This window comes from Phenylobacterium sp. (assembly GCF_030697305.1).
Taxonomy (GTDB): domain Bacteria; phylum Pseudomonadota; class Alphaproteobacteria; order Caulobacterales; family Caulobacteraceae; genus Phenylobacterium.
Map to the genome: position 1 here is coordinate 1 of NZ_JAUYQL010000121.1, position 21,188 is coordinate 21,188.

Consider the following 21,188-nt stretch of genomic DNA (forward strand, 5'->3'; position numbering starts at 1 on the left):
TGGCGGCGAACTTGGCGATCGGAAAGCCGGTGGCTTTGGACGCAAGCGCCGAGGAGCGCGACACGCGCGGGTTCATCTCGATGACCGAGAGGCGCCCGTCGCGCGGGTTCACGGCAAACTGCACGTTGCTGCCGCCGGTCTCGACGCCGATCTCGCGCAGCACCGCGATCGAGGCGGCGCGCATGCGCTGGTATTCCTTGTCGGTCAGGGTCAGGGCCGGAGCGACGGTGATCGAGTCGCCGGTGTGTACGCCCATCGGGTCGATGTTCTCGATGGAGCAGACGATGATGCAGTTGTCCGCCTTGTCGCGGACGACCTCCATCTCGTACTCTTTCCAGCCCAGCACGCTCTCCTCGATCAGCACCTCGGTGGTCGGCGACAGGTCCAGGCCGCGTTCGACGATCTCGCGGAATTCCTCAAGGTTGTAGGCGATGCCGCCGCCAGTGCCCGCCAGCGTGAAAGACGGGCGTACGATCGCCGGCAGGCCCACGAATTCGAGGCCTTCCAGCGCTTCGTCCATCGTGTGGGCGGCCTTGGACTTCGGGCTCTCGAGGCCCAGGTGGTCCATGGCGTTTCGGAATTTCTGCCGGTCCTCGGCCTTGTCGATGACGTCGGCCCGCGCGCCGATCATCTCCACGCCGTAGCGGGCCAGCGCGCCGGAGGCCTCCAGCGCCAGAGCGGTGTTCAACGCGGTCTGGCCGCCCATGGTCGGCAGCAGGGCGTCGGGGCGCTCCTTCTCGATGATCTTCTCGACCATCTCAGGGGTGATCGGCTCGATGTAGGTGGCGTCGGCGACGTCCGGGTCGGTCATGATCGTCGCCGGATTGGAGTTGACCAGCACGATCCGGTAGCCCTCGGCGCGCAGCGCCTTGCAGGCCTGGACGCCGGAATAGTCGAACTCGCAGGCCTGGCCGATGATGATGGGACCGGCGCCGATGATCAGGATGGACTTGATGTCCGTGCGTTTGGGCATCTCGTTCTCTCGTCTCTCGCGCGCCAAGGCCGGTCCGCGCGGGTGTTCGCGCGGCCGTTCAGCGACTGGAATGCAGGCTAAGGCGCCCGTTTAGAGAGGGAGTCGGATGCGCGCAAGGCGCACGCCCAAGCGTGCCGAATAAGAAAAGGGCCGATCCATGCGGATCGGCCTGGTGTGGCGCATAAGAAAAGGGCCGATCCGTTCGGATCGGCCCCGGTCGTCGTAGTCGCAGGCGGCCCAGTGAGCCGCCGCGGGGACCTTAGGCTTGGAGCTGACCCGCGGAGGTCTTGCCGCTGCGGGGGTCGCGCTCGAGTTCGTAGGTGACCTTTTGGCCTTCGTTCAGCGAACGAAGCCCGGCGCGTTCCACGGCCGAGATGTGCACGAAGACGTCGGCGCCGCCTTCATCGGGCTGGATGAAACCGTAGCCCTTTTGGCCGTTGAACCATTTCACAGTGCCGGTAGACATAGAGATCTCAATTCCTTTAGTGGTCGTTTCGAACCGGCCAAGCATTCGCGCGGCCGATCAAAGTTCGAGGGGGTCGGGAGGCAGGTCCGGCGTCCTGAAGAGCGGACACGGAAAGACGGCCGAACCTATCGAGTTCGATGCGCCGATCCTATGTCGATTTCCAGGTCCGTGCAATCAGCAAAGAAAAATGCCAAAATCCATGAAACCGGCCGTTACCCTAGCCGTATTGCCCTAGGCGCGAGGGACGCGCGCAGCCTGCAGGAGACCCTGATGAGCCTTGTCGAAAAGATTCCCGAGATGACGGACCAAGACGTCATCAACCTGCTGGCCAATGCTCGCCGTCTCGCCGAATCCGGCACTGACAAGCAACGCGCGCAGGCCGGCGAGCTGCTGCCCGCCCTGGAAGAAGCCGCCACCGCCCGTCACGCCGCCAAGCTTGAAGCCGCCGCCGCCAAGCGCGCCGCGATGCGCAAGCCGCGCAAGGTCCCCGTGGCCGCCGCCGCGGTCTGATCGTCCCGCCGCCTCGCGGGTCGTTAACCCGCGAACAGAGCACTGAACGCCCCCACAAGAGACCCCGACTTTGGCCGCCGATCCTTTGGTCGAGATGATGTCGCAGGTCGCCGCTGGCGACCGCGCGGCGCTCCGCCGACTCTATGAAGCGACCTCCGCGAAGCTTTTCGGTGTCTGCCTTCGTATCCTCTCAGACAGGAGCGAATGCGAAGACGTGCTGCAGGAAGTTTACCTCACCATCTGGCGCCGCGCCGACGGCTTTGAGCCCGCAAAGGGCGGCGCCATCGCGTGGATGTCGCGGATCGCCCGCAACCGGGCGATCGACCGGCTGCGGGCGCGCGGGCCGTTGGCCGGCGCCATCGACGTCAGCGAGATCGAGATCGAGGATACCGCGCCCCGCGCCGAGGCGCTGATGGAGGCCGCTCAGGACCGCGGCCGGCTGGGCGACTGCCTGGAGGAGTTGGACCCGCGCACTCGCGGCGTCATCCGCACGGCGTTCTTCGAAGGCGTCACCTATGAGGCGCTGGCGCACAGCCTGGAGCAGCCGCTCGGCACCGTTAAGAGCTGGATCCGCCGCGGGCTGCTCAAGCTCAGGGTGTGTCTCGAGCCATGAGCGAAGCCCCCGAACTCCCGTCCGACGAGGCGCTGGCGGCGGAACACGCAATCGGCCTGCTGTCCGCTGCCGAGCGGGCCCAAGCCGAGCGGCGGATGGCCGTCGATCCTGGCTTCGCCGCGCACGTCGAGGCATGGGAAGCTAGGCTTGCGCCGTTGCTGGACGAGATCGACCCGGTAGCCCCGCCGGCCTCGGTGTGGCCGCGCATCGAGGCGCGCCTGCCGGCCAACGACGATACTGTCATGCTGAAGAAGCGGGTTTCCTTCTGGCGCGGCGCGGCCGCGGGCTCCCTGGGCCTGGCCGCGGCCAGTGTCGCGGTCGCGGTGATGCTGGCGACGCGTCCGCCGACCCTGATCGCGCCGCCAGAGCCGGCGCCGCTGCTCAACGCCAGTCTGAAGGGCGACGCCGGGATAACGCCGCTGTTTGTCGCGGCCTACGACCCCGACCGCAAGGCGCTGATCATAACCTCGCTGGTGCCGCCGGGCGCCGACCCTGTCCACGTCCACCAACTGTGGCTGATCCCCGCGGACGGCAAGCCGCGCTCGCTGGGCATGGTCGAGCCCGGCCGCTCGCGCGCCATGCCGATGCCCGGCGACATGGCGCCGATGATCGCCGAAGGCGCGACGCTCGCGGTCTCGGTCGAGGCGCCGGGCGGCTCGACGAATCCTGACGGACCGACCGGTCCGATCGCCGCCAAGGGCGCGCTCGCGAAGATCTGAGCGCGCGCGCATCCGTCACGCGTCCTTCCGCGTAGCTTCTCCGTCGCCGTTCGGCGCCCTGAGAAACACGAAGGAAGCCTTTGATGTCAAAAATGAAAATGGCCGCGATGGCCAGCGCCGCACTATGCCTCGGCCTGTCCGGCGCGGCCCAGGCCGCGCCCGCCCTGGCCGAAGCCTCGGTGATGGTCGGCGGCGCCGCGATGTACCCGACGAAGACGATCGTCGCCAACGCGGTCAACTCCAAGGACCACACGACACTTGTGGCCGCGGTCAAGGCGGCGGGCCTCGTCGACACCCTGTCCGGCCCTGGACCCTTCACAGTGTTCGCGCCGACCAATGCGGCGTTCGCCGCACTGCCCGCTGGCGCAGTCGACAACCTGCTGAAGCCCGCGAACAAGCCGGCGCTGGTCAAGGTGCTCACCTATCACGTCGTCTCGGGTCGCCTGACCGCCCAGGATCTCGCCGCCAAGGTGGACGCCAGCGGCGGAAAGGCGATGCTGAAGACTGTGGAGGGCGAGGATCTGACGCTCAGCCGCAAGGACGGCGCGATCTGGGTGTGGGACGCCAAGGGCGGCTCGGCTCAGGTGACCATCGCCGATGTGCTTCAGTCGAACGGGGTCATCCACGTGGTCGACAAGGTGCTGATGCCCTAGCGGCCGTCGCTACTTCCCCCGGTCCATGAAGCCGGCGAACCGCTCGAACAGATAGAGCGAGTCCGTCGGGCCGGGGGAGGCCTCAGGGTGGTGCTGGACGGAGAACACCGGCCGGTCCTTCAGCGCGATGCCGGCGTTGGTGCCGTCGAACAGCGAGACATGGGTCTCCATCACCGGCGCCGGAAGGCTGTCGCGGTCGACGGTGAAGCCATGGTTCATCGAGACGATCTCGACCTTGCCGGTGGTCAGGTCCTTCACCGGGTGGTTCGCGCCGTGGTGGCCCTGATCCATCTTCACGGTCCGGGCGCCGAGGGCCAGCGACAGAAGCTGATGGCCCAGGCAGATGCCGAACACCGGGGTGCCGCTGTCGACCAGCGCGCGGATCTGCGGCACGGCGTATTCGCCGGTGGCGGCGGGGTCGCCGGGTCCGTTGGAAAGCAGGACGCCGTCGGGCTTGCGCGCGAGGATGTCTGCGGCCGAGGTCGAGGCGGGGACCACCGTCACCCGCGCGCCGATCGATGTCAGGGCGCGCAGGATGTTTCGCTTCACGCCGTAGTCCAGGACCACCACTTCGTAGCGCGGCGCGTCCTGTTTCGCGTAGCCGTCCGGCCAGGTCCACAGGCCCTCGTCGTAGACGAACGGCTGCAGGCATGACGCATCCTTGGCGAGGTCGAGGCCGACCAGGCCGCTCCAGGCGCGGGCCTCGGCGACCAGGGCGTCGAGATCGAAGGCGCCTTCGGGGGAGTGGGCGATCACCGCGTGCGGCATGCCGGTTTCGCGGATTCGGCGGGTGAGGGCGCGGGTGTCGACGCCGGCCAGGCCCACGACGCCGCGCCGCCTCATCCAGCCGTCGAGGTCGCTGGCCGCGCGCCAGTTGGCCGCCGGCGTCGGCAGGTCGCGGAACACCGCGCCGCGCGCCGAGGTCTCGGCAGCGCCCGACACCTGCTCCACGTCCTCCAGGTTGACGCCCACATTGCCCACGTGGGGGAAGGTGAAGGCGACGATCTGGGCCATGTAGGAGGGGTCGGTAAGGATCTCCTGGTAGCCGGTCATGGCGGTGTTGAAGCAGACTTCGCCCACCGCGTGGCCGACCGCGCCGACGCCGTAGCCCTGCAGGATGGTCCCGTCGGCGAGGGCCAGCACGCCAGTCACCCCAGGCAGAAGGTCGCGGCTCATGGCAGATCTCCGTGTGGGGCGAGGGCGGCGTCGCTCAGGCGGCGGCTCGAGTTTGAACCCGCCCGCCGTGCAAACGGCCGCGTAGGTAGTGACTCGTCCGGGTCGGGTCAATCATAGGGATTTTTTGCGGGGTTTTTCGCCGGGGGTTCGCGCCCGGCTCAGCGGAGACCCGCGCTCAGGCCTCGGCAGGTTCGTCCAGGGCGACGGCGATGGCGGCAATCAGCTCCTCGGCGCCGATCGGCTTGCCGATGTGGCCGTCGGCGCCGGCCGCGGCGCTCGCCAGGCGGTCGTCTGGCGAGGTGTTGGCCGAGAGCACGATGATCGGAGTGCGCGCACGGCCGCCCTGGGCCTCTTCGGCGCGGATCGCGCGGATCGCCTCCAGACCGTCCATCACCGGCATGCGCAGGTCCATCAGCACCACGTCGTAGCGCCCGGCGCGCCAGGCCTCGAGCGCCTGGGCGCCGTCCTCGACGCTGGTCACCGCGGCCTCGGCGGCGGCCAGCATCAGCTCGATCACCTTGCGGTTGGTGGGATTGTCGTCGGCGGCCAACACGCTGACCGCCGATGAGCCGGGGCCGGCAAGGTGCGGCTCGCCCGCCGGCGCGAATTCGGCGTCGCCGTAGTCGAGCAGGCCGCTGACCAGCCGATCGAGCTGGGTGGCGGAGGCCTGGATCTCGGCCAGCAGCCCCTGCTGATTGGCGTTGAGTCCCGTCGCCTGCAGCGCCTGGGCCAGACCCAGCACGCCGTTCAACGGGGTCCGCAGCTCGTGGCTCATGTCGGCCAGGAACTCGCTCTTGGCGCGGTTAGCGGCCTCTGCATGGGCCAGCGCGTGCTCCAGCGCCTCCGCCTGTTGCTTGAGCTCGGTGATGTCGACCCGGAGGCCGATGACGCCGCCGTCGCTGGTGCGGCGCTCCTCGATCATCAGCCAGCGTCCATCGGCGACGCGTTGCTCGTGGCGCGCGCCGGTGGGGTTCTGGAGTTTGGCCAGGCGCTCGGCCAGCCACTCGGCCTCGCGGCCTATGGCGTCGGGATAATCGCCGCGCTCGACGCCGACGCGCAGCGTGTCGGCGAGCCGCTCGCCGGGGCGGAAAAGGTCGGCGGAGCGGTGGTAGATCTCGGCGTAGCGCTTGTTCCAAAGGATGTAGCGTCCGTCACGGTCCAGGAAGACGACGCCTTCCGGGATGGCTTCGATGGCGTCGCGCAGGCGGTCGCGGGCCAATTGAGCGTCGCTCTCGGCGCGCGCTAACGCGGAGCCCGCGAGGTGGCGCGCGATACAACGTCCCCAGGCGCCGATCCCACGCTTCGCCATGCCTGCCTCGTCCCGCCCATAGTCCTGCAAGGTCCCCCGCACCGCTGTCGGCGTCATGGGCGGGCGAGGGTCCCAGGGCGCCGAAACGCCCGGGCGCCAAAAGTTTCGGCGGCGACTGCCTGTCTTACGATCATGTCCAGAGACGCCAAGCGCCGGGCCGCGACTCTGGGCTGCGCGACTCACCTCTGCGCTCACGCTATGCTGGCCTTGATGCGCTTCGACGAACGCTTCCTCGACGAGATCAAATCGCGCCTGCGGCCGTCCGACGTGATCGGCCGCACGGTGAAACTGCGTCGCCAAGGGCGTGAGTACGTCGGCCTGTCGCCGTTCACCAAGGAGAAGACGCCGTCGTTCTACGTGAACGACGACAAGGGCCAGTTCTTCGACTTCTCGTCCGGCAAGAACGGCGACCTGATCACCTTCCTGCAGGAGACCGAGCGGCTGTCGTTCGCCGAAGCCGTCGAGCGGCTGGCCGCCGAGGCCGGCGTGCCGCTGCCCGCCGTCGATCCCCACGCCGCCGAGCAGGAGAAGAAGCGCCTTGGCCTGGGGGAATGGCTGGAGACCGCCGCCCAGTGGTTCGAGGCCGAGCTACGCCGTCCGGTGGGCCAAGCAGCGCGCGAGTATCTGGAAAGGCGCGGCCTGCCGCAGGCCGACTGGGCGCGGTTCCGCCTTGGCTTCGCGCCCGGCGGCCGCACGGCGCTGAAGGACTATCTGATCACCAAGGGCGCGCGGCCGGGCGAACTGGTGGACGCCGGCCTGCTGATCGCGCCGGAGGAGGGCGGCCAGTCCTATGACCGGTTCCGCGACCGGATCATTTTCCCGATCGCCGATGCTCGCGGCCGGGTGGTCTCGTTCGGCGGCCGGGCGATGGATCCGCAGGCTCGCGCCAAATACCTGAACGGCCCGGAGACCGCACTCTTCCACAAGTCCAGCATGCTCTACGGCCTGGGCGAGGCGCGGAAGATCCTAGCCGCCGACGCGGGCGCCGCCGGCGGACCGCTGATCGTGGTCGAGGGCTATATGGACGCCATCGCCTGCCAGCGCGCCGGCTTGGCGGCGGTGGCCCCGATGGGCACCGCGCTCACCGAAGAACAGATGGGCCAGCTTTGGCGCCATCACCCCGAGCCGATCCTGTGCTTCGACGGCGACCGCGCAGGACGCCAGGCGGCCTGGCGCGCGATCGATCGGGCCCTGCCATTACTGCAGCCCGGCAAGAGTTTCCGCTTCGCTCTGGTCGAGGGCGGCAAGGATCCCGACGAGGTGCTGCGCGAGCAGGGGGCCGCGGCGTTGCGCCAGCAGCTCTCGCAGTCGACGCCGTTCGTCGACGCCCTGTTCACCCGCGAGCGCGACCTGGAGACCCTCGACACGCCCGAACGACGGGCGGGTCTGCGTGGTCGGTTGATGCACGCCGCGGCCGCCATCGCCGACAAGGACCTGGCCCAGGCCTACCGTGACGACCTGCGCCAGCGGCTGGATGCGCTGTTCGCGCCGCCGCCATCCGCCGCACCGGCCTACGCCTCGCGGCCAGGGCAGGGGAATGGCGGGCGCTGGCGGAACGGACGCGGCGCGCCGGCGCCCTGGGTTTCGCCGACGCCGACCGCCGAAGGCAGGGCTGCGGCGAAAAGCCTCGCCGCGGGACCCGAGGCTTTGCCGGCCGCCCTGGCCCACTACGCCGTGGCCGATCCCGCCGTGCTGGACGACCATCTGGAGGACGCGTTCACCGCTGAAGGCTTCGGCGATCCGGCGCTTTCGCGCCTAACTCAGGAACTTCTCCGCGCAAAGCTGGAGGCGGAGCACCTTGACTCTGCTCTCCTCGCGCGCCATCTGGCGTCATGCGGGTTTAGTACGCTGCTGACAGACATCGATCGGGCCGCCGCGGCATCGGGCGCGCCCTTCCTCAAGGAAGATGTTTCCCTCGAAGCGGCTAGATCACAGTGGTCGCACGCCTTCACCGCAATGACGCGGTTGGCTGCGCTTGAGGAGTCCCTGGCCGCCGCCAAGCGCGATCTTGGCGGCATTAGCGCCGGTGCGACCGATCTCATGCGCTTGAAGGGCGAACGTGACGCACTGAAGCGTGCGATCAGAACGGGAACGTTTTGGGTGGATTCGGAGTCGTGAGCCTTCACGGCGCCGGCCGCGCTCACATTAACCACGATCGGCCCAGGTCTTGCAGGGAGACCCGGAGCGATTTCGGAGACGTCGATGAGCACTACTACGGCTGAAGCCGAGACCACCGAAACCCAAGGCGGAGACGGGCCTCTGCTCGATCTTACCGATGCGGCGGTCAAGAAGTTCATCAAGCAGGCGAAGGCCCGCGGCTACGTCACGATGGACGAGCTGAACAAGGTGCTGCCCAGCGAGGAAGTCACCTCCGAGGCCATCGAAGACACGCTGGCGATGCTGTCCGAGATGGGCGTCAACGTCGTCGAGGCCGAGGAAGACGCCGAGGGCGGCGAGATCGCGGTCCGCGAAGAGACCCAAGTCGTCGAGACGGCCAAGGAAGCCACATACGACCGCACCGACGACCCCGTGCGTATGTACCTGCGCGAGATGGGCTCGGTCGAACTGCTGTCGCGCGAAGGCGAAATCGCCATCGCCAAGCGGATCGAAGCCGGCCGCGACACCATGATCCGGGGCCTTTGTGAAAGCGCCCTGACCTTCGAAGCGATCATGGTCTGGCGCGAAGAGCTGGGCTCGGGCCGCATCCTGCTGCGTGAAGTGATCGACCTCGAACAGACCTACGGCGGCGTCAACGCCGCGGCCGCCGAGGCGCTGGTCGTGCCGGGCGCCGAACCCGAGGCCGAGGAAGAAGCTTCGCCTGAGGTCAGCGAAGATGGTGAGGCGATCGCCAAGGCCGAAGGCGACGACGAAGACGATTTCGACGACGGCGCAGGTCCGACGATCAGCGCGATGGAAGGCGAACTGCGAGAAGGCGTCATGGCGACCCTCGACGCCATCGCCGTCGAGTTCGAAGCGTTCCGGGCGCTGCAGGAGCGCCTCGTCGCCCAGCGCCTGAAGGGCCAGGACCTGGCCACCGCCGACCGCAAGGCCTATGAGGCCGCGTCGCTGGCCATCGTTCTGCACCTCAAGACGCTGAAACTGAACAACAACCGCATCGAGGCGCTGGTCGAGCAGCTCTATGCGATCAACAAGCGCCTGATGGCCCTGGAAGGCCGCCTGCTGCGGCTGGCCGACAGCTACGGCATCTCGCGGCTGGAGTTCCTGAAGGCCTATTTCGGCGCCGAGATGTCTCCCGACTGGGGCGACAAGGTGAAGGCGCTGGGTGTGCGCTGGACCAAGTTCGTCGAGAACGACGGCTCGCAGATCGGCGACATCCGCCACGAGGTCGCCGCCCTCGCTCAAGAGACCGGCGTGCCGATCGACGACTACCGTCGCATCGTCCAGACCGTCCAGAAGGGCGAGCGCGAGGCCCGTCAGGCCAAGAAGGAGATGGTCGAGGCGAACCTGCGCCTGGTCATCTCGATCGCCAAGAAATACACCAACCGCGGCCTGCAGTTCCTTGATCTTATTCAGGAAGGCAACATCGGCCTGATGAAGGCGGTCGACAAGTTCGAGTACCGCCGCGGCTACAAATTCTCGACCTACGCCACCTGGTGGATCCGTCAGGCCATCACCCGCTCGATCGCCGACCAGGCGCGGACCATCCGCATCCCGGTGCACATGATCGAGACGATCAACAAGATCGTCCGCACCAGCCGCCGGATGCTGCACGAGATCGGCCGCGAGCCGACCCCGGAAGAACTGGCCGAAAAGCTGGCCATGCCGCTGGAGAAGGTCCGCAAGGTCCTGAAGATCGCCAAGGAGCCGATCAGCCTCGAGACGCCCATCGGCGACGAGGAAGACAGCCACCTGGGCGACTTCATCGAGGACAAGAACGCCATCCTGCCGATCGATGCGGCCATCCAGTCCAACCTGCGCGAAACCACCACCCGCGTGCTGGCGTCCCTGACGCCGCGCGAGGAGCGGGTGCTGCGTATGCGCTTCGGCATCGGCATGAACACCGACCACACCCTGGAAGAGGTCGGCCAGCAGTTCTCGGTCACCCGCGAACGCATCCGCCAGATCGAGGCCAAGGCGCTGCGGAAGCTGAAGCATCCGAGCCGGTCGAGGAAGCTGCGGAGCTTCCTGGACAGCTGAGGCCCGCGCGTCAGCGCGAGAGGGTTCATCACGACGGGCACGACGAATTCACAACGGACACGACGATAGCGCGGCGGCCGTTGTGTCCGTTGTGCCCGCGTTGTGTTCGCTGTGAAGAACCTTGGCTGGGCACCGCTCTGAAGTCGGAGAGGATGACGCTTCGCGTCGATCAGCGCGCCTTGTCCCCGCCGGCGTTGTACCTGCGGAGTCCCGGTTCGTACCGGTCTTGCGACGACAAACCGGGACAGTACGGGACATACGTCCGATTCTGACGCCGGGGCGGTCCACACTGCCCGGATGACAGAGCAAGGCATCCGCACCCGTCGCAATTTTCCGGCCGAGACCTGGGCCGTCGTGCGCGACGCCTATCTGGGCGGGGAAACGGCGGAATCGATTCAGAAGCGGCTGAACATTTCGGTCAACTCCATCCGCAAACGCGCCTCGCGCTGCGGCTGGACCCCCGCCGCCCACGCGCGGGCGATCCAGCGCAGCGGCGAAGAGGGCGGCGCGTCCGTGCCGGCCACCCCCGGGGCGGCCATGGCGGCGGCGCTGGACCACGCCGCCCTGGCGATGGCCGAGGGGCGGGCGGGCGACGCGACCGCCCTGATCCGCGCGGCCGAGGCCATGGGACGGGTCACCGGCATCGACCCGGCAGACACACGGTTCAACAGGCCCGACGCCGACGGCCCCCTGACCCCCGAACAGGACGCCGCGCGCGAGGCGGCGGCGAAGAAGGGCTGGGACGACCTGCTGGACCTGATCGAGGCCCAGGCCGACGCCCTCGCGCGCCAGCTGCTGGCCGACGTCGCCTGGGCGCCGGCGGTGCACAGCGGCTTCGTCCATGCCTGGCGCGCGCAATACCTCGGTCCCGGGGCCGCGGCGCAGGACCACGCCCGCATGCAGACCAACGCCGCCCACCGCGTCGCCTTCCACTGGGACGATGAGGGCCAGCCCCTGCCGGTCGATGAGGTGCGGGCGATGTATTACCGGGTGTTCCGACGGCAGATCCGGGCGAAGGCGGGACTGCCGGCGGTGGGGCCGGGGGATGGGTGAGGGGGGTAAGGGCTAGGGGTTAGGGATTAGGGATTAGGCGGCCTTCAGCCGTTCGATCTCGCGCTGGAACTCGAACCGGAGCTGTTCCGCTTCTTCGTCTGGAAGCCAGTTTGTCATCTGCGGGAAAACCGTCTGCCACATGCGCGCGTCGCGCTCGGGCCACGGCATCGACCGGGCCGCACGGGCAGTCTCCAGCAAGGCCGTCAGCTTGGCGCGGGCGCGGGCGGGATGATCGACAACCGGGCGCGCCGGCGCCTGCAGGCGGTCGGAACCGTCGCCGAACAGGTTGAATTGGTCGGGGCCGGCGGGTCGGCCGAACAGGTCGGAAGCGTCACTCATCGGCAGTCGCGAACTCCACAGGCGCGGCTGGAGCGTCCAATCCGAGCGCGGCGCGACTCAGCGGATCGTCCAGGGTGCGAACCAGAAGGCTATCGGCCGAAGCGAACAGGTCAATCAGCTCGGCGATACGGCCCACAAGATCGCGCAGTTCAGGAATGAACTTATCCCCGATTTCGATCCCTTCACGGGCGGCGAGCCAGCGTCGCAGGACGTAGTAGCCGCTGACTGAGAAATCCCAGACCTCTGGCGGAATGCTGGTGACCTTGCCGGAGCCGTCGGCGCAGAGGGTGATCGCGCCGTCCTCGTAGCTGATTGTCCCGAGTTTTTCCTGAGGGGCAGTCGCCGCGAGGGCGCGACCCTTCAGCCATACCTCGCCTGGCGGTCGGGCGAAGGCCTCGACGGCCCGGATTTCCGCCCCGACGTTCGCCGCCGCGTCGAACACCTCGCGGCTGGCGGGGAAGGGAATGTGGGGGAAGACGTCCTCCAGATCTTCAGCGAAACGGGTCGTGTAGGAGGTCGCCGAGAGCAGGCAGAGGATGACGTCGAAGACGTCCTCGGGAATCACTTCGGAGCCGTAAGCAACTTCGAGCGCGGCGATCAGTTCGGGCTTGAGGTTGGAGGGGCCGTGGCCCGGCCGTCGGTCGTAGAGCGGGAACGCGTAGCCACCATAGCTGCCACGGAAAGCGTGACGATCAGGATAGCCTCCGTGCGCCCAAATTGCGGGGCCAGCGTTCGTGCCAGATGGAAGCGAAAACAGCGCTACATTGGTCGAACCCCAAGCTGCGGCCAAGGTCGGGCGTGGTCGGTCATTCCAAGCCGAGCTGTTGTAGTGGTAGCGGCGGTCTAACGGACGATAGGCGCCAATTCGGACAAAGCTCGGGTCATACCCCTGAGCAGTTGCTACATGTGCCGGGTTCATTCCGGTGGAGTTGAAGTCTTGGTCTCTGGTGGTTTCGGGGGCGTTGACCACTTGGTCGATGCGCCTCTTGAGATCACCTTCCGAGAAACCATAGACGATGTGATCCCGCTTGGATTCCAAGCCTGACGATCGCACGTCGAAGCAATCGGCGAGTGAAATCAGGTCGCCATTCATGAAGGGCTTAGGACGCATATCGTCCAGTAGCCCCCGATCGACGGCGATCATTCCGGGCAGTGCACCGGCCGCTTCGCCCTCCAGCATCCACTCGAACTTCGCCTTCCGCGACATCCGTCCGTGCATCCACGCGTCGTTGTAGATGACCTCGGCGAGTGCGCCGTCCGCCTTTGATCCGTCGGCGATGGCAAGGGTGATGCACGTCCCGACCTGGATGTTGAACACGCCCTGATCGGCCCCGACTCCGGCGCGCTCGCCGCGCCGGGCGTCGCCGCGGAGGTCGATGATCTCGATCCGGTCGAAGCGCTCGCGCATCATCTTGCGCAGGCCAGCATAGGGCCAGCCGGTCAGGAATTTGCGATTGCTGATGAAGGCGATGACCCCCCGCTTCGGCGCGTTCTCGCTCTCGAACATCTTCCACATCGACCAGCGCCAGAAGGCGACCGACAGTTCGGGGAAGGTGTTGAGCTGGTTGCCCTGTCCGGCGTCGCGCACGGGGGCCTTCAGGTCGTCCCACAGCTCGTCCATCCAGCGACCGACGAGGGTTTCGTTCTCACCGACCTCAAGCCGCCGGTAGGGCGGGTTGCCGATGATGGCGAGGATTTCCTGTTTGGACTTCACACGCTCCGACAGCGCCCGCTCATCGCGGATCCCCTCGCTGACGAAGCCGAGGCTGCCCAGCGGTGCCGCTGCGCCCGGCCGGGCGAGGGTGTCGGTCAGGTACACCCCGAGACGGGGCAGCTTCAGCGTTTTGTCGGTTGTCCCGTCCGGCTTGCGCGACAGGGTGTGGTGCAGGCGGTAGTGGGCGACAGCGTAGGGGCCGATCAGCAGCTCGAAACCGTACATCCGGCCCGCCAGCCCTCGCAGGGCGGCGGGTGCCTGACCGGGGCCGTGGGTGTCGGTCACGTTGCGGCGCAGGCGGTCGGCGATGCCGAGCAGGAAGGTGCCGGTGCCGGTGGCGGGGTCGAGGATGTGGACCTGATCGTCGGCGATGCCGTCGGTCTTGAGCCGGTCCTTCAGCGCCCGGTCCAAGGCCGCAACCATGTAACGAACCACCTCGACCGGGGTGTAGTAGACGCCGAAGCGTTCGCGGGCGGCAGGGTCGAAGGTTTCAAGAAAATCCTCGTAGAAATACAGGATCGGGTCCGATCCGTCCTGGCGGATGCCGAGGATGGCGGGGGCGAAGCCATTGACGGTCTGGAGCATGACCTCGAAGCCCGCCCCGACCTCGTCGCGGACAGGTTCGAGGCTGAGCACGCGCAACGCCGTCTTCATCAGCGGATGCTCGTCCGGCATGTGGTCGGCAGCGTGGTGATCGACCGGCGCGCCGCCGGTCGCCTCACGCACCAACAACAGGCCAAACGCCAGCGTCTGGGCGAAGGCGGCGGAGAACAGTTCGTCGAAGCCGCCGGACGAGTAACCGCCCGCCTCAGGGTGGGAATACAGGACGTCGCGGAACTCTTGGCGGACCTGCTGGAGCGGCGTGCCGGTCGTGCCGTCGGCCGTCATTTCCGCCAACCGGTCGCGAATGATGCCGCGCACAAGCCGGGCCGAATGGGCGAGCAGTTCGGCGAGGTGTTTCGCATCCTTGGCTGACGGAGGATCGGATTGGGCCAGCCGTTCCAAGAGGCGCAGGGCCGGCGTGGAATCGTGTGCCTCGATCAGTTTGTCGGCGGCGGCGTCGGTCTGGTTCGGGTCGAGGGCGGCCTGCGGGACGAGGGCCGCGTAACCTTCGTCCTTGTCGCGCGTGTAGAGGCGAACTTCGTGGAAATTGCAGGTCGCCCAGGCGGGAAACTCGCAGAAGCGGCCGAACTGGCGTTTGTCGTGAGCAAGGTTCCAGCGACGGCCATCGGTCGGTTTGTCGAGGGATTTCAGTTCGACGAAGGCGCGGGCCAGTTCGCCGGGACGCTTCATGGCGATGTCGGGACGGCCCACGCCGGGGTTAATGAACTCGGCTAGCGGGACGAGATCGTGGGGTGCCGCAAGAAGGTGAGGAAGCGCCTCAATCAGCAACTGATGGAAGGCCGGGGCCAGACCGGGTTCCGTCGAGGCGGGATGTGCACGCCGTTCCTCGCGGATACGACGTGCGTAGGCCTTGATGACGGCAGTCAGCGGCGCGGTGGTCATGGTTATTCCTGCCCCGCTTCGCGTGGGCGTTGCAAGCGGGGCGTGCTTCAGCGTCCCGTCGATCGCTCTCATGCAATCACGCATGGGAGGGCTGCGGATTTTCGGCGATTTACTCGGTGTGAGCATGGGATATTCGCTGTCGCAGAACCGCGCGCCGGCGTGCGACGCGCAGGAATTCGCCGTCTCCATTGAGGGGGAGGAGGTATTCCGCATGGCCTGGAAGGACGGCAGGGAGGCCCGCAACACGCTGCGCGGCTGCGTTCGTCAACGGTAGTTTTCACCGGATGGCGTGCGGTCGGCACGCCTTGCCTGACGCGAACGTCATGGCGTGGCCCACCCCTGCGGACGCAAGGCGCGTCGGCGGTTATCGCCCAGGGCAAATCACCCTAGCCTCCCCCCATGCGTTCCGGCCTTCGCTCCCTTTCGACCGCCGCCTCAGCGGCCCTGCTGCTGGTCAGTTGCAGCCCGATGCTGCCCGAGCGGCCGGCCCCCGCCCGCTATCCCGCCGCCCCGTCGCGCACCGAGGCTCCGCTGGTCGGGGCGCTGGTCGATCTGCCGATCGGCGGGGGGACGCGCGACGCGGTGCTGCGGGAGAGCGCGGACCTGCGGCGGTGCGTGGCGCAGCTGACGGCGGCGCGGGTGAGCTTCCGGCCGGTGCCGGACCGGGTGAACGGCGCGACCTGCGGCCTGACGAGCGGCGGGGTGCTGGGGCCGGACATGGGGACGGTGGCGCGGATGGCGCCGGGGGAGGTCGAGATGACCTGCCGGACGGCGCTGGCGCTGAGCATCTGGCGGCGGCAGTCGCTGGAGCCGGCGGCGCGGGAGATTCTGGGCTCGGACGTCGTGCAGATCGACCACATGGGGGCCTATGCCTGCCGGGCGGTGAACAACGGCGCGGGCAGCACGCGGGTCAGCGCCCACTCCCGGGCCGAGGCGCTGGATTTCGCCGGTGTGCGGCTGAGGGACGGGCGGCGCATCGCGGTGACCGGGAGTTGGAGCGGGGACGAGGCCGAGGCGCGCTTCCTGCGCCGCATCCGCGACGACGCCTGCAAGATCTTCGGCACGGTCCTGAGCCCCGACTACAATGCGGTGCATCGGGACCATCTGCATCTGGAGGCGACGGATACGCGGTTCTGCCGCTGAGCGGACGCGCCGCCTGTCAGAGGCTGAGTTGCCTGCGCCGCACGGCTTCGTAGACGGCCTCGCCGCGGGAATGGACCTGGAGCTTGCGGTAGATCGACTTGACGTGATTGCCGACGGTCAGGGGCGATATGCCCAGGGCGCGACTGGCCAGCTTGTAGCTGTGGCCGCGTGAGAACAGCTCCAGCAGTTCGATCTCGCGCGGGGTCAGGCGTTCCGCCTCGGGCACGGCCACCGCCGCGTCGCCGCCGGCGCCGCCACGCAGTCGCTCCAGCAGATAGACGGCGGCCGAGGCGCTGATCGGGGCGCCGCCGTCGAGGGTGGCGCGGATGCCGTCGAGGATGGTGTCGGGGCCGCTGTCCTTGAGCAGATAGCCGTCCGCGCCGGCGTTGAGGGCGGCCACCACCGTGTCGCGGTCGCCGAAGGCGGTGATGACCAGCACCTTGCAGGCCGGCAGGGCGGCGCGGAGCACGGGGATGAAGGTCAGGCCGCTGCCGTCCGGCAGGCCGATGTCGCTCAGGAGCAGATCGGGGCGGCCCGCGATGAGGTCCGCGGCTCCGGCGAGGCAGTCCGCGGTCCCGCTCAGATCCAGATCGGCCGCCGGGGCGATGATCTCGCGGAAATGCAGGGCGACGTTGGGGTCGTCCTCGAGGATGGCGACGCGGCGGGGCGCTTCCGGCGGCAGGGCGGTCATGGCTGTGCCTCCCGGGGCGCTCCGGGCAGGGTCAGGGCCACGGTCAGCCCGCCTTCGCCGTGGTCGAGCGCGATCGTCCCCCCGATCAGGGCGGCGCGGCTGCGCATATTGGCCAGACCGCGCCCGGTCCCGTCCTTCGGCCCGGCGGTGCGGCCGTTATCGGCGACGGAGAGGGTCAGGGCGCCGTCCGGGCGCGCCAGCAGCGTCACCGCGATCCGGTCTCCGCCCGAGTGTTTGAGGGCGTTGGCCACCGCCTCCTGAAGGATGCGGAAGACCTGCAGGGCCGTGCGGGGCGGGGTGTCGAGGAGGTCGCCCTGCACGTCGACGCGCCAGTCGAGCGTAAAGCCGGCGGCCTCGACGCGCGGCCGGACCCGCGCATGGAAGGTGGCCATGGCGGAGGCGAGGGACTCGCCGACCGAGTCCATGGAGTCGATCATCAGCCGCATCTCGTCGATGACGGACTGGAGCCCCTCGGCCACCTGTTCGCTGTCGGCGACCCCGCGCCGGGCCGCGAGCAACATGCTCATCAGCTGGCTGCCGAGGCCGTCGTGCATGTCGCGCATGATGCGGCGGCGCTCGTCGTCGTGAGCCTCGCGGCGGACCCTGTCGCGCTCGCGGGCGTGGGCCACGGCCAGTTCAGCCTCGCGCGCGGACAGGCGGGCGGCGAGCAGGGCGTTGAGGCCGACGGAGGATTTGAACAGGGTGAAATTGCGCTGCACGAAGGCGGCGGCCAGGGCCAGCAGGAGCACCGGCGCGGCGTCGACCACGAAGCCGCCGGCGTTGAGGCCGAAATGCTCGCCGAGCGCGTCGAGCACGACGCAGACGGCGCAGATGGTCAGCAGGGCCGCCTCCAGCCGGCGGGGCTCCTCCCGGGTGGCGAAATGCCAGAGCAGCCGGGCGGCCGCCATGACGCCGAGCGCGGCCGAGGCCCAGGACCAGACGATCGCCGGGACGTCGTAGCCCTCGGGCATCGGACGGATCGCCGGCCAGAGGGCGCAGAAGGCGATGAAGGCCAGGAAGGCGGCGGCCAGGGCCGGCTGCAACCGCGGCAGGGGTCGGTCGGTCCAGGCGTCGATCAGGCCGACCAGCGACACGGCGATCAGACTGTTGACCGCGAAGAAGAGCCAGACCCTGAAGAGGCCGCCGAAGGGCGGGTCCAGCACCAGCCCGTACAGGGCGAAGGCGCTCCAGGCCCCGCAAAGCACGGCCAGCCAGAGGGCGAACCGCCGCTGCTGCGACCGGAAGGCGAGCATCGCGGCGAACAGGCCGATCAGGAAGGTGGTCCAGCCCGAGAGCAGCCGGTAGTCGGTGAACCGCCACTGCCGCACCTCGGCCCACTGGCTGACCTCGGCCCAGGGTCCCAGCAGGGGCGGTCCGAGATCGGTGTAGGGCAGGCCCTGACGCACGGTGATGAACAGCAGTTCGTTGGTGCCGGTCCGCAGCAGGCCGGACGGTATCCGGTCGACCACCGCCTTCTGGCCCTCGAAGGCCTGGTTCGGGAACACCATCTCCCCGCGCTGGAATACGATCGAGCCGTTCACGAGGATGATGAAATTGTCGACCTGCTGATAGGCCGCCAGTCCGAGCCCCTCGGCGGGCACCGCGGGCAGGTCGAACCGCAGTTTCAGCGCCAGATAGGTCGGATCGCAGCACTCGGTGTGCGGCAGTTCGACGGGTTCGTAGGTGGCCTGTTCGGCGGCCAGAACCGTCGGCTTGGGCAGGCGGGCGAGGGTGGTTTCGGTAAAGGCGATCCGATCGACCTGCTGGTTCGAAGGCTTCGGCCAGAGGGGCGACCCGTAGAGGCCCCAGAAGACGGCCTGCACGAGGCCGATCACCAGCAGGAAGCCGATCAGGTCCCGGCCCCGCGGTGAAACCCGTGGCAGCAGCCGGCCCAGCGACCGGTCCAGCCATGTTCCGGCGACCGGCGCGGGTGCAGGTGAATCAGTCATCAAGCCGAGGCCCCTCTCTGGAGCCGCTTCGCCAATCCGGCCAGACCGCCCGCCCTACTGTCCAGCCGGAATAGGCCGGCCGCCACCACCATATCCATGGTGCTGGCGACGCCACAAGGCAACGGTCAAGCTTGTCGGGTCAGGTTCAGGGGGCCGCCGCCGGCGGTCACATCCGGCCTGCATGGATTCAGGGCGCCCCGGCGCCGCAACACGAAAGTTCCCGTCATGAAAACGGTCGCCATCGCCGCCGCCGCCCTCTCGCTCCTCTGCCTCGCTGCCCCCGCGGCGGCGCAGAACGCCAGCCAGACCGCCACCTACGGCGAGATCAGCCTCCGCGCCGGCTTCACCCCCGATCCCTACACCGTCAACATCCAGGCCGGCGGCAGCATCGACGGCAACCGCCTGCCGGGCGCGTGCACCGGCTACATCGCCTCGGCGCCCGATTTCGAGGTGACCTATTCCGCCGGCGGCCTGCCGCTGGTCTTCCGCACCATGTCCGGCACGGACACCACCCTGATCATCAATGGTCCGGACGGCCAGTGGTACTGTGACGACGACAGCTACGGCGACGGCGACGCCGAGGTGCGCTTCAACAATCCGCAGAGCGGGACCTACGACATCTGGGTCGGCAAATTCGGTTCGGGCGGCACGGCCTCGGCACGCCTGCTGATCACCGAGACGCCCTGATCCGGCGGAACCGGGAGCGCCGCGGGTCCGCAAGGCTCGGCGACGTCCCCTTCTCCCGCCCACCGCAACGGCTCGTCGAGCCGGGCGTCGACCGGGCCGACCGTTCTGCCGGGACACCGCCCGAACCGTGCAGGCCATCGTCCCGGTTCACGCCTGACAGCCCCCGCCGGATCGCTCCGGCGGGGGCTTTCTCATTCCGGCGCGAACGGTCTGACGACCGGCGTTCCGCCAATGGACTTCCGACCCGCCGCGCGGCATCCTCGACCCCTCGTCCGCGGGGAAGGTCGTCATGTTCAATCTCGCCTATCTCAAACGCCGCATGGGTCAGTACGCCGCCCTCTGGGTCGGCGGGTTTCTGCTGAGCGGCGCGGCCATATTGATGGGCCTGCTGGCCGCGGACCTGATGGTTGCGATCGACTGGGTCCTGCCGGTGCTGCTGGCCGCGACGGCGCTGGCGTTCGGGGTCGGGCTGGTGCTGAGCCTGCTTTCGTCAGAGACATTGGGGACGAAGCTGGCGGTGCTGCTGCTGGCGGTGCTGCTGGCCCTGCCGCTGCTGTGGGCACCGGTGTCGGCGGCGGTGGCTATCGCCTTCTTCGCCGACCGTTCGATCGAATATTCGGAGACCTATGCCGCCTTCCAGATCGGCATATCGCGGGTGCTGTTCCCGATCAGCCAGGCGCTGGGGCAGGGGGATCTGTTCGGCTGGGTCTGGACCGCGTTCCAGTGGGTGTCGACCGTGGTCGGCTTCTTCTCGGCCCTGGCCAATATCTGGCCGGCGATCCGGCGGATACTGGGCCCGGAGCCGGTGACCGAGGGCTGAGGTCGTCGCGTCAGGCGAGGATGTCGAGCAGGCTTCCGTACATCTCATCGGCGGTTTTCAGGACCGCGACATTGGCCTTGAAGGCCGTTTCGGCGGTCATGCGTTCGACGGTCTCGCCCGCGAGATCGGCGAGCGGGGCGGCGGCCGTGCGGGCCGCGCTGGCGGCGAACCGCTCTGTGGCTCCGGCGATTCCGGAGGCGGCGATGGCGAAGGCCTGCATGGGGCGGCTCCGGACGATGGAGGCCGACTATTGCGCCGCGGCCCTTTCCCGATCGCTGACAGTCATGGTGAACGAGCGCGGCTTGACCGCGGGGCGGGGCGGGGAGAGGCTGGCACCATGACCAGCCAGCCCGCGCCCGGCGAACGCTACCAATCGTTCGAAGCCTTCTATCCCTACTATATCCACGAGCACTCGAACCGGACGTGCCGACGCATCCATGTGGTCGGATCGGCGCTGGTGATCGGGGTAGCGGTGCTGGCGTTGGTGACGATGAACCCGTGGTGGCTGCTGGCCATGCCGCTGGTCGGCTACGGCTTCGCCTGGGTGGGCCATTTCTTCTTCGAGAAGAACCGGCCGGCGACCTTCCAGTACCCGCTGTGGAGCCTGATGGGCGACTGGCGGATGTTCTTCGAGACGGTCAGCGGCAAGCGGCGCTTCTAGGCATCCCTGTGGGCCGCGGTCAGAAGGCTCCGCCTCCTCGACCCGACC

The 21,188-nt window shown here is 68.4% G+C and carries 21 protein-coding genes; 12 read left to right on the forward strand and 9 right to left on the reverse strand.

What is annotated here, in order from left to right; all coding sequences use genetic code 11:
- Positions 1-973 (reverse strand): carbamoyl-phosphate synthase large subunit (carB, locus tag Q8R27_RS12640; RefSeq protein ID WP_305699355.1); only part of this gene is annotated, 973 nt, incomplete at its 3' end.
- Positions 974-1,232: 259 nt separating this feature from the next.
- On the reverse strand, positions 1,233-1,439 hold the full coding sequence (locus tag Q8R27_RS12645) for a cold-shock protein (RefSeq protein WP_305595499.1): 207 nt from the start codon (positions 1,437-1,439) through the stop codon (positions 1,233-1,235).
- 270 nt (positions 1,440-1,709) lie between these two features.
- On the opposite strand from Q8R27_RS12645, the gene Q8R27_RS12650 reads away from it, so the two are divergent.
- From Q8R27_RS12650 to Q8R27_RS12665, 4 genes are all read left to right on the forward strand, one after another.
- Complete coding sequence (locus Q8R27_RS12650; RefSeq protein ID WP_305699356.1) at positions 1,710-1,949, forward strand: hypothetical protein; 240 nt, start codon at positions 1,710-1,712, stop codon at positions 1,947-1,949.
- Between the two features lie 97 nt (positions 1,950-2,046).
- The gene (locus Q8R27_RS12655; RefSeq protein WP_305699370.1) at positions 2,047-2,562 is read left to right on the forward strand and encodes a sigma-70 family RNA polymerase sigma factor; all 516 of its coding nucleotides are present in this window, start codon (positions 2,047-2,049) and stop codon (positions 2,560-2,562) included.
- Complete coding sequence (locus tag Q8R27_RS12660) at positions 2,559-3,281, forward strand: anti-sigma factor domain-containing protein (protein WP_305699357.1); 723 nt, start codon at positions 2,559-2,561, stop codon at positions 3,279-3,281. Before Q8R27_RS12655 ends, Q8R27_RS12660 begins: the two co-directional genes overlap by 4 nt.
- 83 nt (positions 3,282-3,364) lie before the next feature.
- Positions 3,365-3,934 (forward strand): fasciclin domain-containing protein, encoded by a 570-nt coding sequence (locus Q8R27_RS12665; protein WP_305699358.1) that lies wholly within the window; start codon positions 3,365-3,367, stop codon positions 3,932-3,934.
- Positions 3,935-3,943: 9 nt separating this feature from the next.
- Here Q8R27_RS12665 and carA read toward each other — a convergent pair whose 3' ends face one another.
- Positions 3,944-5,110, reverse strand: coding sequence for a glutamine-hydrolyzing carbamoyl-phosphate synthase small subunit (gene carA, locus Q8R27_RS12670; protein WP_305699359.1), 1,167 nt, complete (start codon positions 5,108-5,110; stop codon positions 3,944-3,946).
- A 175-nt stretch (positions 5,111-5,285) separates the two neighbouring features.
- Positions 5,286-6,419 (reverse strand): response regulator, encoded by a 1,134-nt coding sequence (locus Q8R27_RS12675; RefSeq protein ID WP_305699360.1) that lies wholly within the window; start codon positions 6,417-6,419, stop codon positions 5,286-5,288.
- 210 nt (positions 6,420-6,629) lie between these two features.
- Between Q8R27_RS12675 and dnaG the strand changes: the two genes are divergently transcribed.
- The 3 genes from dnaG (at position 6,630) to Q8R27_RS12690 (ending at position 11,630) form a co-directional block, all read left to right on the forward strand.
- Positions 6,630-8,537 carry a DNA primase gene (dnaG, locus tag Q8R27_RS12680; protein WP_305699361.1) on the forward strand — a complete coding sequence of 636 codons (1,908 nt, stop codon included), beginning with the start codon at positions 6,630-6,632 and terminating at the stop codon, positions 8,535-8,537.
- An 84-nt stretch (positions 8,538-8,621) separates the two neighbouring features.
- A complete protein-coding gene (gene rpoD / locus Q8R27_RS12685; protein ID WP_305699362.1) occupies positions 8,622-10,577 on the forward strand; it encodes an RNA polymerase sigma factor RpoD in 1,956 nt (651 codons plus the stop codon).
- 297 nt (positions 10,578-10,874) lie between these two features.
- Positions 10,875-11,630, forward strand: a complete 756-nt coding sequence (locus Q8R27_RS12690) for a hypothetical protein (RefSeq protein WP_305699363.1) — start codon at positions 10,875-10,877, stop codon at positions 11,628-11,630.
- A 33-nt stretch (positions 11,631-11,663) separates the two neighbouring features.
- On the opposite strand, the gene Q8R27_RS12695 is transcribed toward Q8R27_RS12690, so the two are convergent.
- Positions 11,664-11,969, reverse strand: a complete 306-nt coding sequence (locus Q8R27_RS12695; RefSeq protein WP_304879001.1) for a hypothetical protein — start codon at positions 11,967-11,969, stop codon at positions 11,664-11,666.
- Positions 11,962-15,189 (reverse strand): type ISP restriction/modification enzyme, encoded by a 3,228-nt coding sequence (locus tag Q8R27_RS12700; RefSeq protein ID WP_305699364.1) that lies wholly within the window; start codon positions 15,187-15,189, stop codon positions 11,962-11,964. Before Q8R27_RS12700 ends, Q8R27_RS12695 begins: the two co-directional genes overlap by 8 nt.
- A 70-nt stretch (positions 15,190-15,259) precedes the next feature.
- On the opposite strand from Q8R27_RS12700, the gene Q8R27_RS12705 reads away from it, so the two are divergent.
- Together Q8R27_RS12705 and Q8R27_RS12710 are read left to right on the forward strand one after the other, a co-directional pair.
- Complete coding sequence (locus tag Q8R27_RS12705; protein WP_305699365.1) at positions 15,260-15,463, forward strand: hypothetical protein; 204 nt, start codon at positions 15,260-15,262, stop codon at positions 15,461-15,463.
- A gap of 125 nt (positions 15,464-15,588) precedes the next feature.
- A complete protein-coding gene (locus Q8R27_RS12710; protein ID WP_305699366.1) occupies positions 15,589-16,332 on the forward strand; it encodes an extensin family protein in 744 nt (247 codons plus the stop codon).
- A gap of 16 nt (positions 16,333-16,348) precedes the next feature.
- Here the strand turns inward: Q8R27_RS12710 and Q8R27_RS12715 are convergent, their stop codons facing one another.
- Together Q8R27_RS12715 and Q8R27_RS12720 are read right to left on the reverse strand one after the other, a co-directional pair.
- The gene (locus tag Q8R27_RS12715) at positions 16,349-17,023 is read right to left on the reverse strand and encodes a response regulator transcription factor (protein WP_305699367.1); all 675 of its coding nucleotides are present in this window, start codon (positions 17,021-17,023) and stop codon (positions 16,349-16,351) included.
- Positions 17,020-18,972 carry an ATP-binding protein gene (locus Q8R27_RS12720; protein ID WP_305699368.1) on the reverse strand — a complete coding sequence of 651 codons (1,953 nt, stop codon included), beginning with the start codon at positions 18,970-18,972 and terminating at the stop codon, positions 17,020-17,022. Before Q8R27_RS12720 ends, Q8R27_RS12715 begins: the two co-directional genes overlap by 4 nt.
- A gap of 225 nt (positions 18,973-19,197) precedes the next feature.
- On the opposite strand from Q8R27_RS12720, the gene Q8R27_RS12725 reads away from it, so the two are divergent.
- Complete coding sequence (locus Q8R27_RS12725) at positions 19,198-19,659, forward strand: peptidase S1 (protein WP_304882660.1); 462 nt, start codon at positions 19,198-19,200, stop codon at positions 19,657-19,659.
- Positions 19,660-19,948: 289 nt separating this feature from the next.
- On the forward strand, positions 19,949-20,479 hold the full coding sequence (locus Q8R27_RS12730) for a hypothetical protein (protein WP_304882662.1): 531 nt from the start codon (positions 19,949-19,951) through the stop codon (positions 20,477-20,479).
- Between the two features lie 10 nt (positions 20,480-20,489).
- Here Q8R27_RS12730 and Q8R27_RS12735 read toward each other — a convergent pair whose 3' ends face one another.
- On the reverse strand, positions 20,490-20,699 hold the full coding sequence (locus Q8R27_RS12735; protein ID WP_304882664.1) for a flagellar basal body rod C-terminal domain-containing protein: 210 nt from the start codon (positions 20,697-20,699) through the stop codon (positions 20,490-20,492).
- A 117-nt stretch (positions 20,700-20,816) separates the two neighbouring features.
- Between Q8R27_RS12735 and Q8R27_RS12740 the strand changes: the two genes are divergently transcribed.
- On the forward strand, positions 20,817-21,140 hold the full coding sequence (locus tag Q8R27_RS12740) for an Mpo1-like protein (RefSeq protein ID WP_305699369.1): 324 nt from the start codon (positions 20,817-20,819) through the stop codon (positions 21,138-21,140).
- The last annotated feature ends 48 nt before the right edge of the window (positions 21,141-21,188 follow it).

Bases quoted from the DNA above. Each gene is read 5' to 3' on its own strand.
- Q8R27_RS12645 (WP_305595499.1), bottom strand. From the start codon at position 1,439: ATGTCTACCGGCACTGTGAAATGGTTCAACGGCCAAAAGGGCTACGGT.
- carA (WP_305699359.1), bottom strand. From the start codon at position 5,110: ATGAGCCGCGACCTTCTGCCTGGGGTGACTGGCGTGCTGGCCCTCGCC.
- Q8R27_RS12660 (WP_305699357.1), top strand. From the start codon at position 2,559: ATGAGCGAAGCCCCCGAACTCCCGTCCGACGAGGCGCTGGCGGCGGAA.
- Q8R27_RS12705 (WP_305699365.1), top strand. From the start codon at position 15,260: ATGCAATCACGCATGGGAGGGCTGCGGATTTTCGGCGATTTACTCGGT.
- Q8R27_RS12675 (WP_305699360.1), bottom strand. From the start codon at position 6,419: ATGGCGAAGCGTGGGATCGGCGCCTGGGGACGTTGTATCGCGCGCCAC.
- Q8R27_RS12725 (WP_304882660.1), top strand. From the start codon at position 19,198: ATGAAAACGGTCGCCATCGCCGCCGCCGCCCTCTCGCTCCTCTGCCTC.
- Q8R27_RS12735 (WP_304882664.1), bottom strand. From the start codon at position 20,699: ATGCAGGCCTTCGCCATCGCCGCCTCCGGAATCGCCGGAGCCACAGAG.
- Q8R27_RS12655 (WP_305699370.1), top strand. From the start codon at position 2,047: ATGTCGCAGGTCGCCGCTGGCGACCGCGCGGCGCTCCGCCGACTCTAT.
- Q8R27_RS12715 (WP_305699367.1), bottom strand. From the start codon at position 17,023: ATGACCGCCCTGCCGCCGGAAGCGCCCCGCCGCGTCGCCATCCTCGAG.
- rpoD (WP_305699362.1), top strand. From the start codon at position 8,622: ATGAGCACTACTACGGCTGAAGCCGAGACCACCGAAACCCAAGGCGGA.
- Q8R27_RS12740 (WP_305699369.1), top strand. From the start codon at position 20,817: ATGACCAGCCAGCCCGCGCCCGGCGAACGCTACCAATCGTTCGAAGCC.
- Q8R27_RS12720 (WP_305699368.1), bottom strand. From the start codon at position 18,972: ATGACTGATTCACCTGCACCCGCGCCGGTCGCCGGAACATGGCTGGAC.
- Q8R27_RS12710 (WP_305699366.1), top strand. From the start codon at position 15,589: ATGCGTTCCGGCCTTCGCTCCCTTTCGACCGCCGCCTCAGCGGCCCTG.
- Q8R27_RS12665 (WP_305699358.1), top strand. From the start codon at position 3,365: ATGTCAAAAATGAAAATGGCCGCGATGGCCAGCGCCGCACTATGCCTC.
- dnaG (WP_305699361.1), top strand. From the start codon at position 6,630: ATGCGCTTCGACGAACGCTTCCTCGACGAGATCAAATCGCGCCTGCGG.
- Q8R27_RS12650 (WP_305699356.1), top strand. From the start codon at position 1,710: ATGAGCCTTGTCGAAAAGATTCCCGAGATGACGGACCAAGACGTCATC.
- Q8R27_RS12730 (WP_304882662.1), top strand. From the start codon at position 19,949: ATGTTCAATCTCGCCTATCTCAAACGCCGCATGGGTCAGTACGCCGCC.
- Q8R27_RS12690 (WP_305699363.1), top strand. From the start codon at position 10,875: ATGACAGAGCAAGGCATCCGCACCCGTCGCAATTTTCCGGCCGAGACC.
- Q8R27_RS12700 (WP_305699364.1), bottom strand. From the start codon at position 15,189: ATGACCACCGCGCCGCTGACTGCCGTCATCAAGGCCTACGCACGTCGT.
- Q8R27_RS12695 (WP_304879001.1), bottom strand. From the start codon at position 11,969: ATGAGTGACGCTTCCGACCTGTTCGGCCGACCCGCCGGCCCCGACCAA.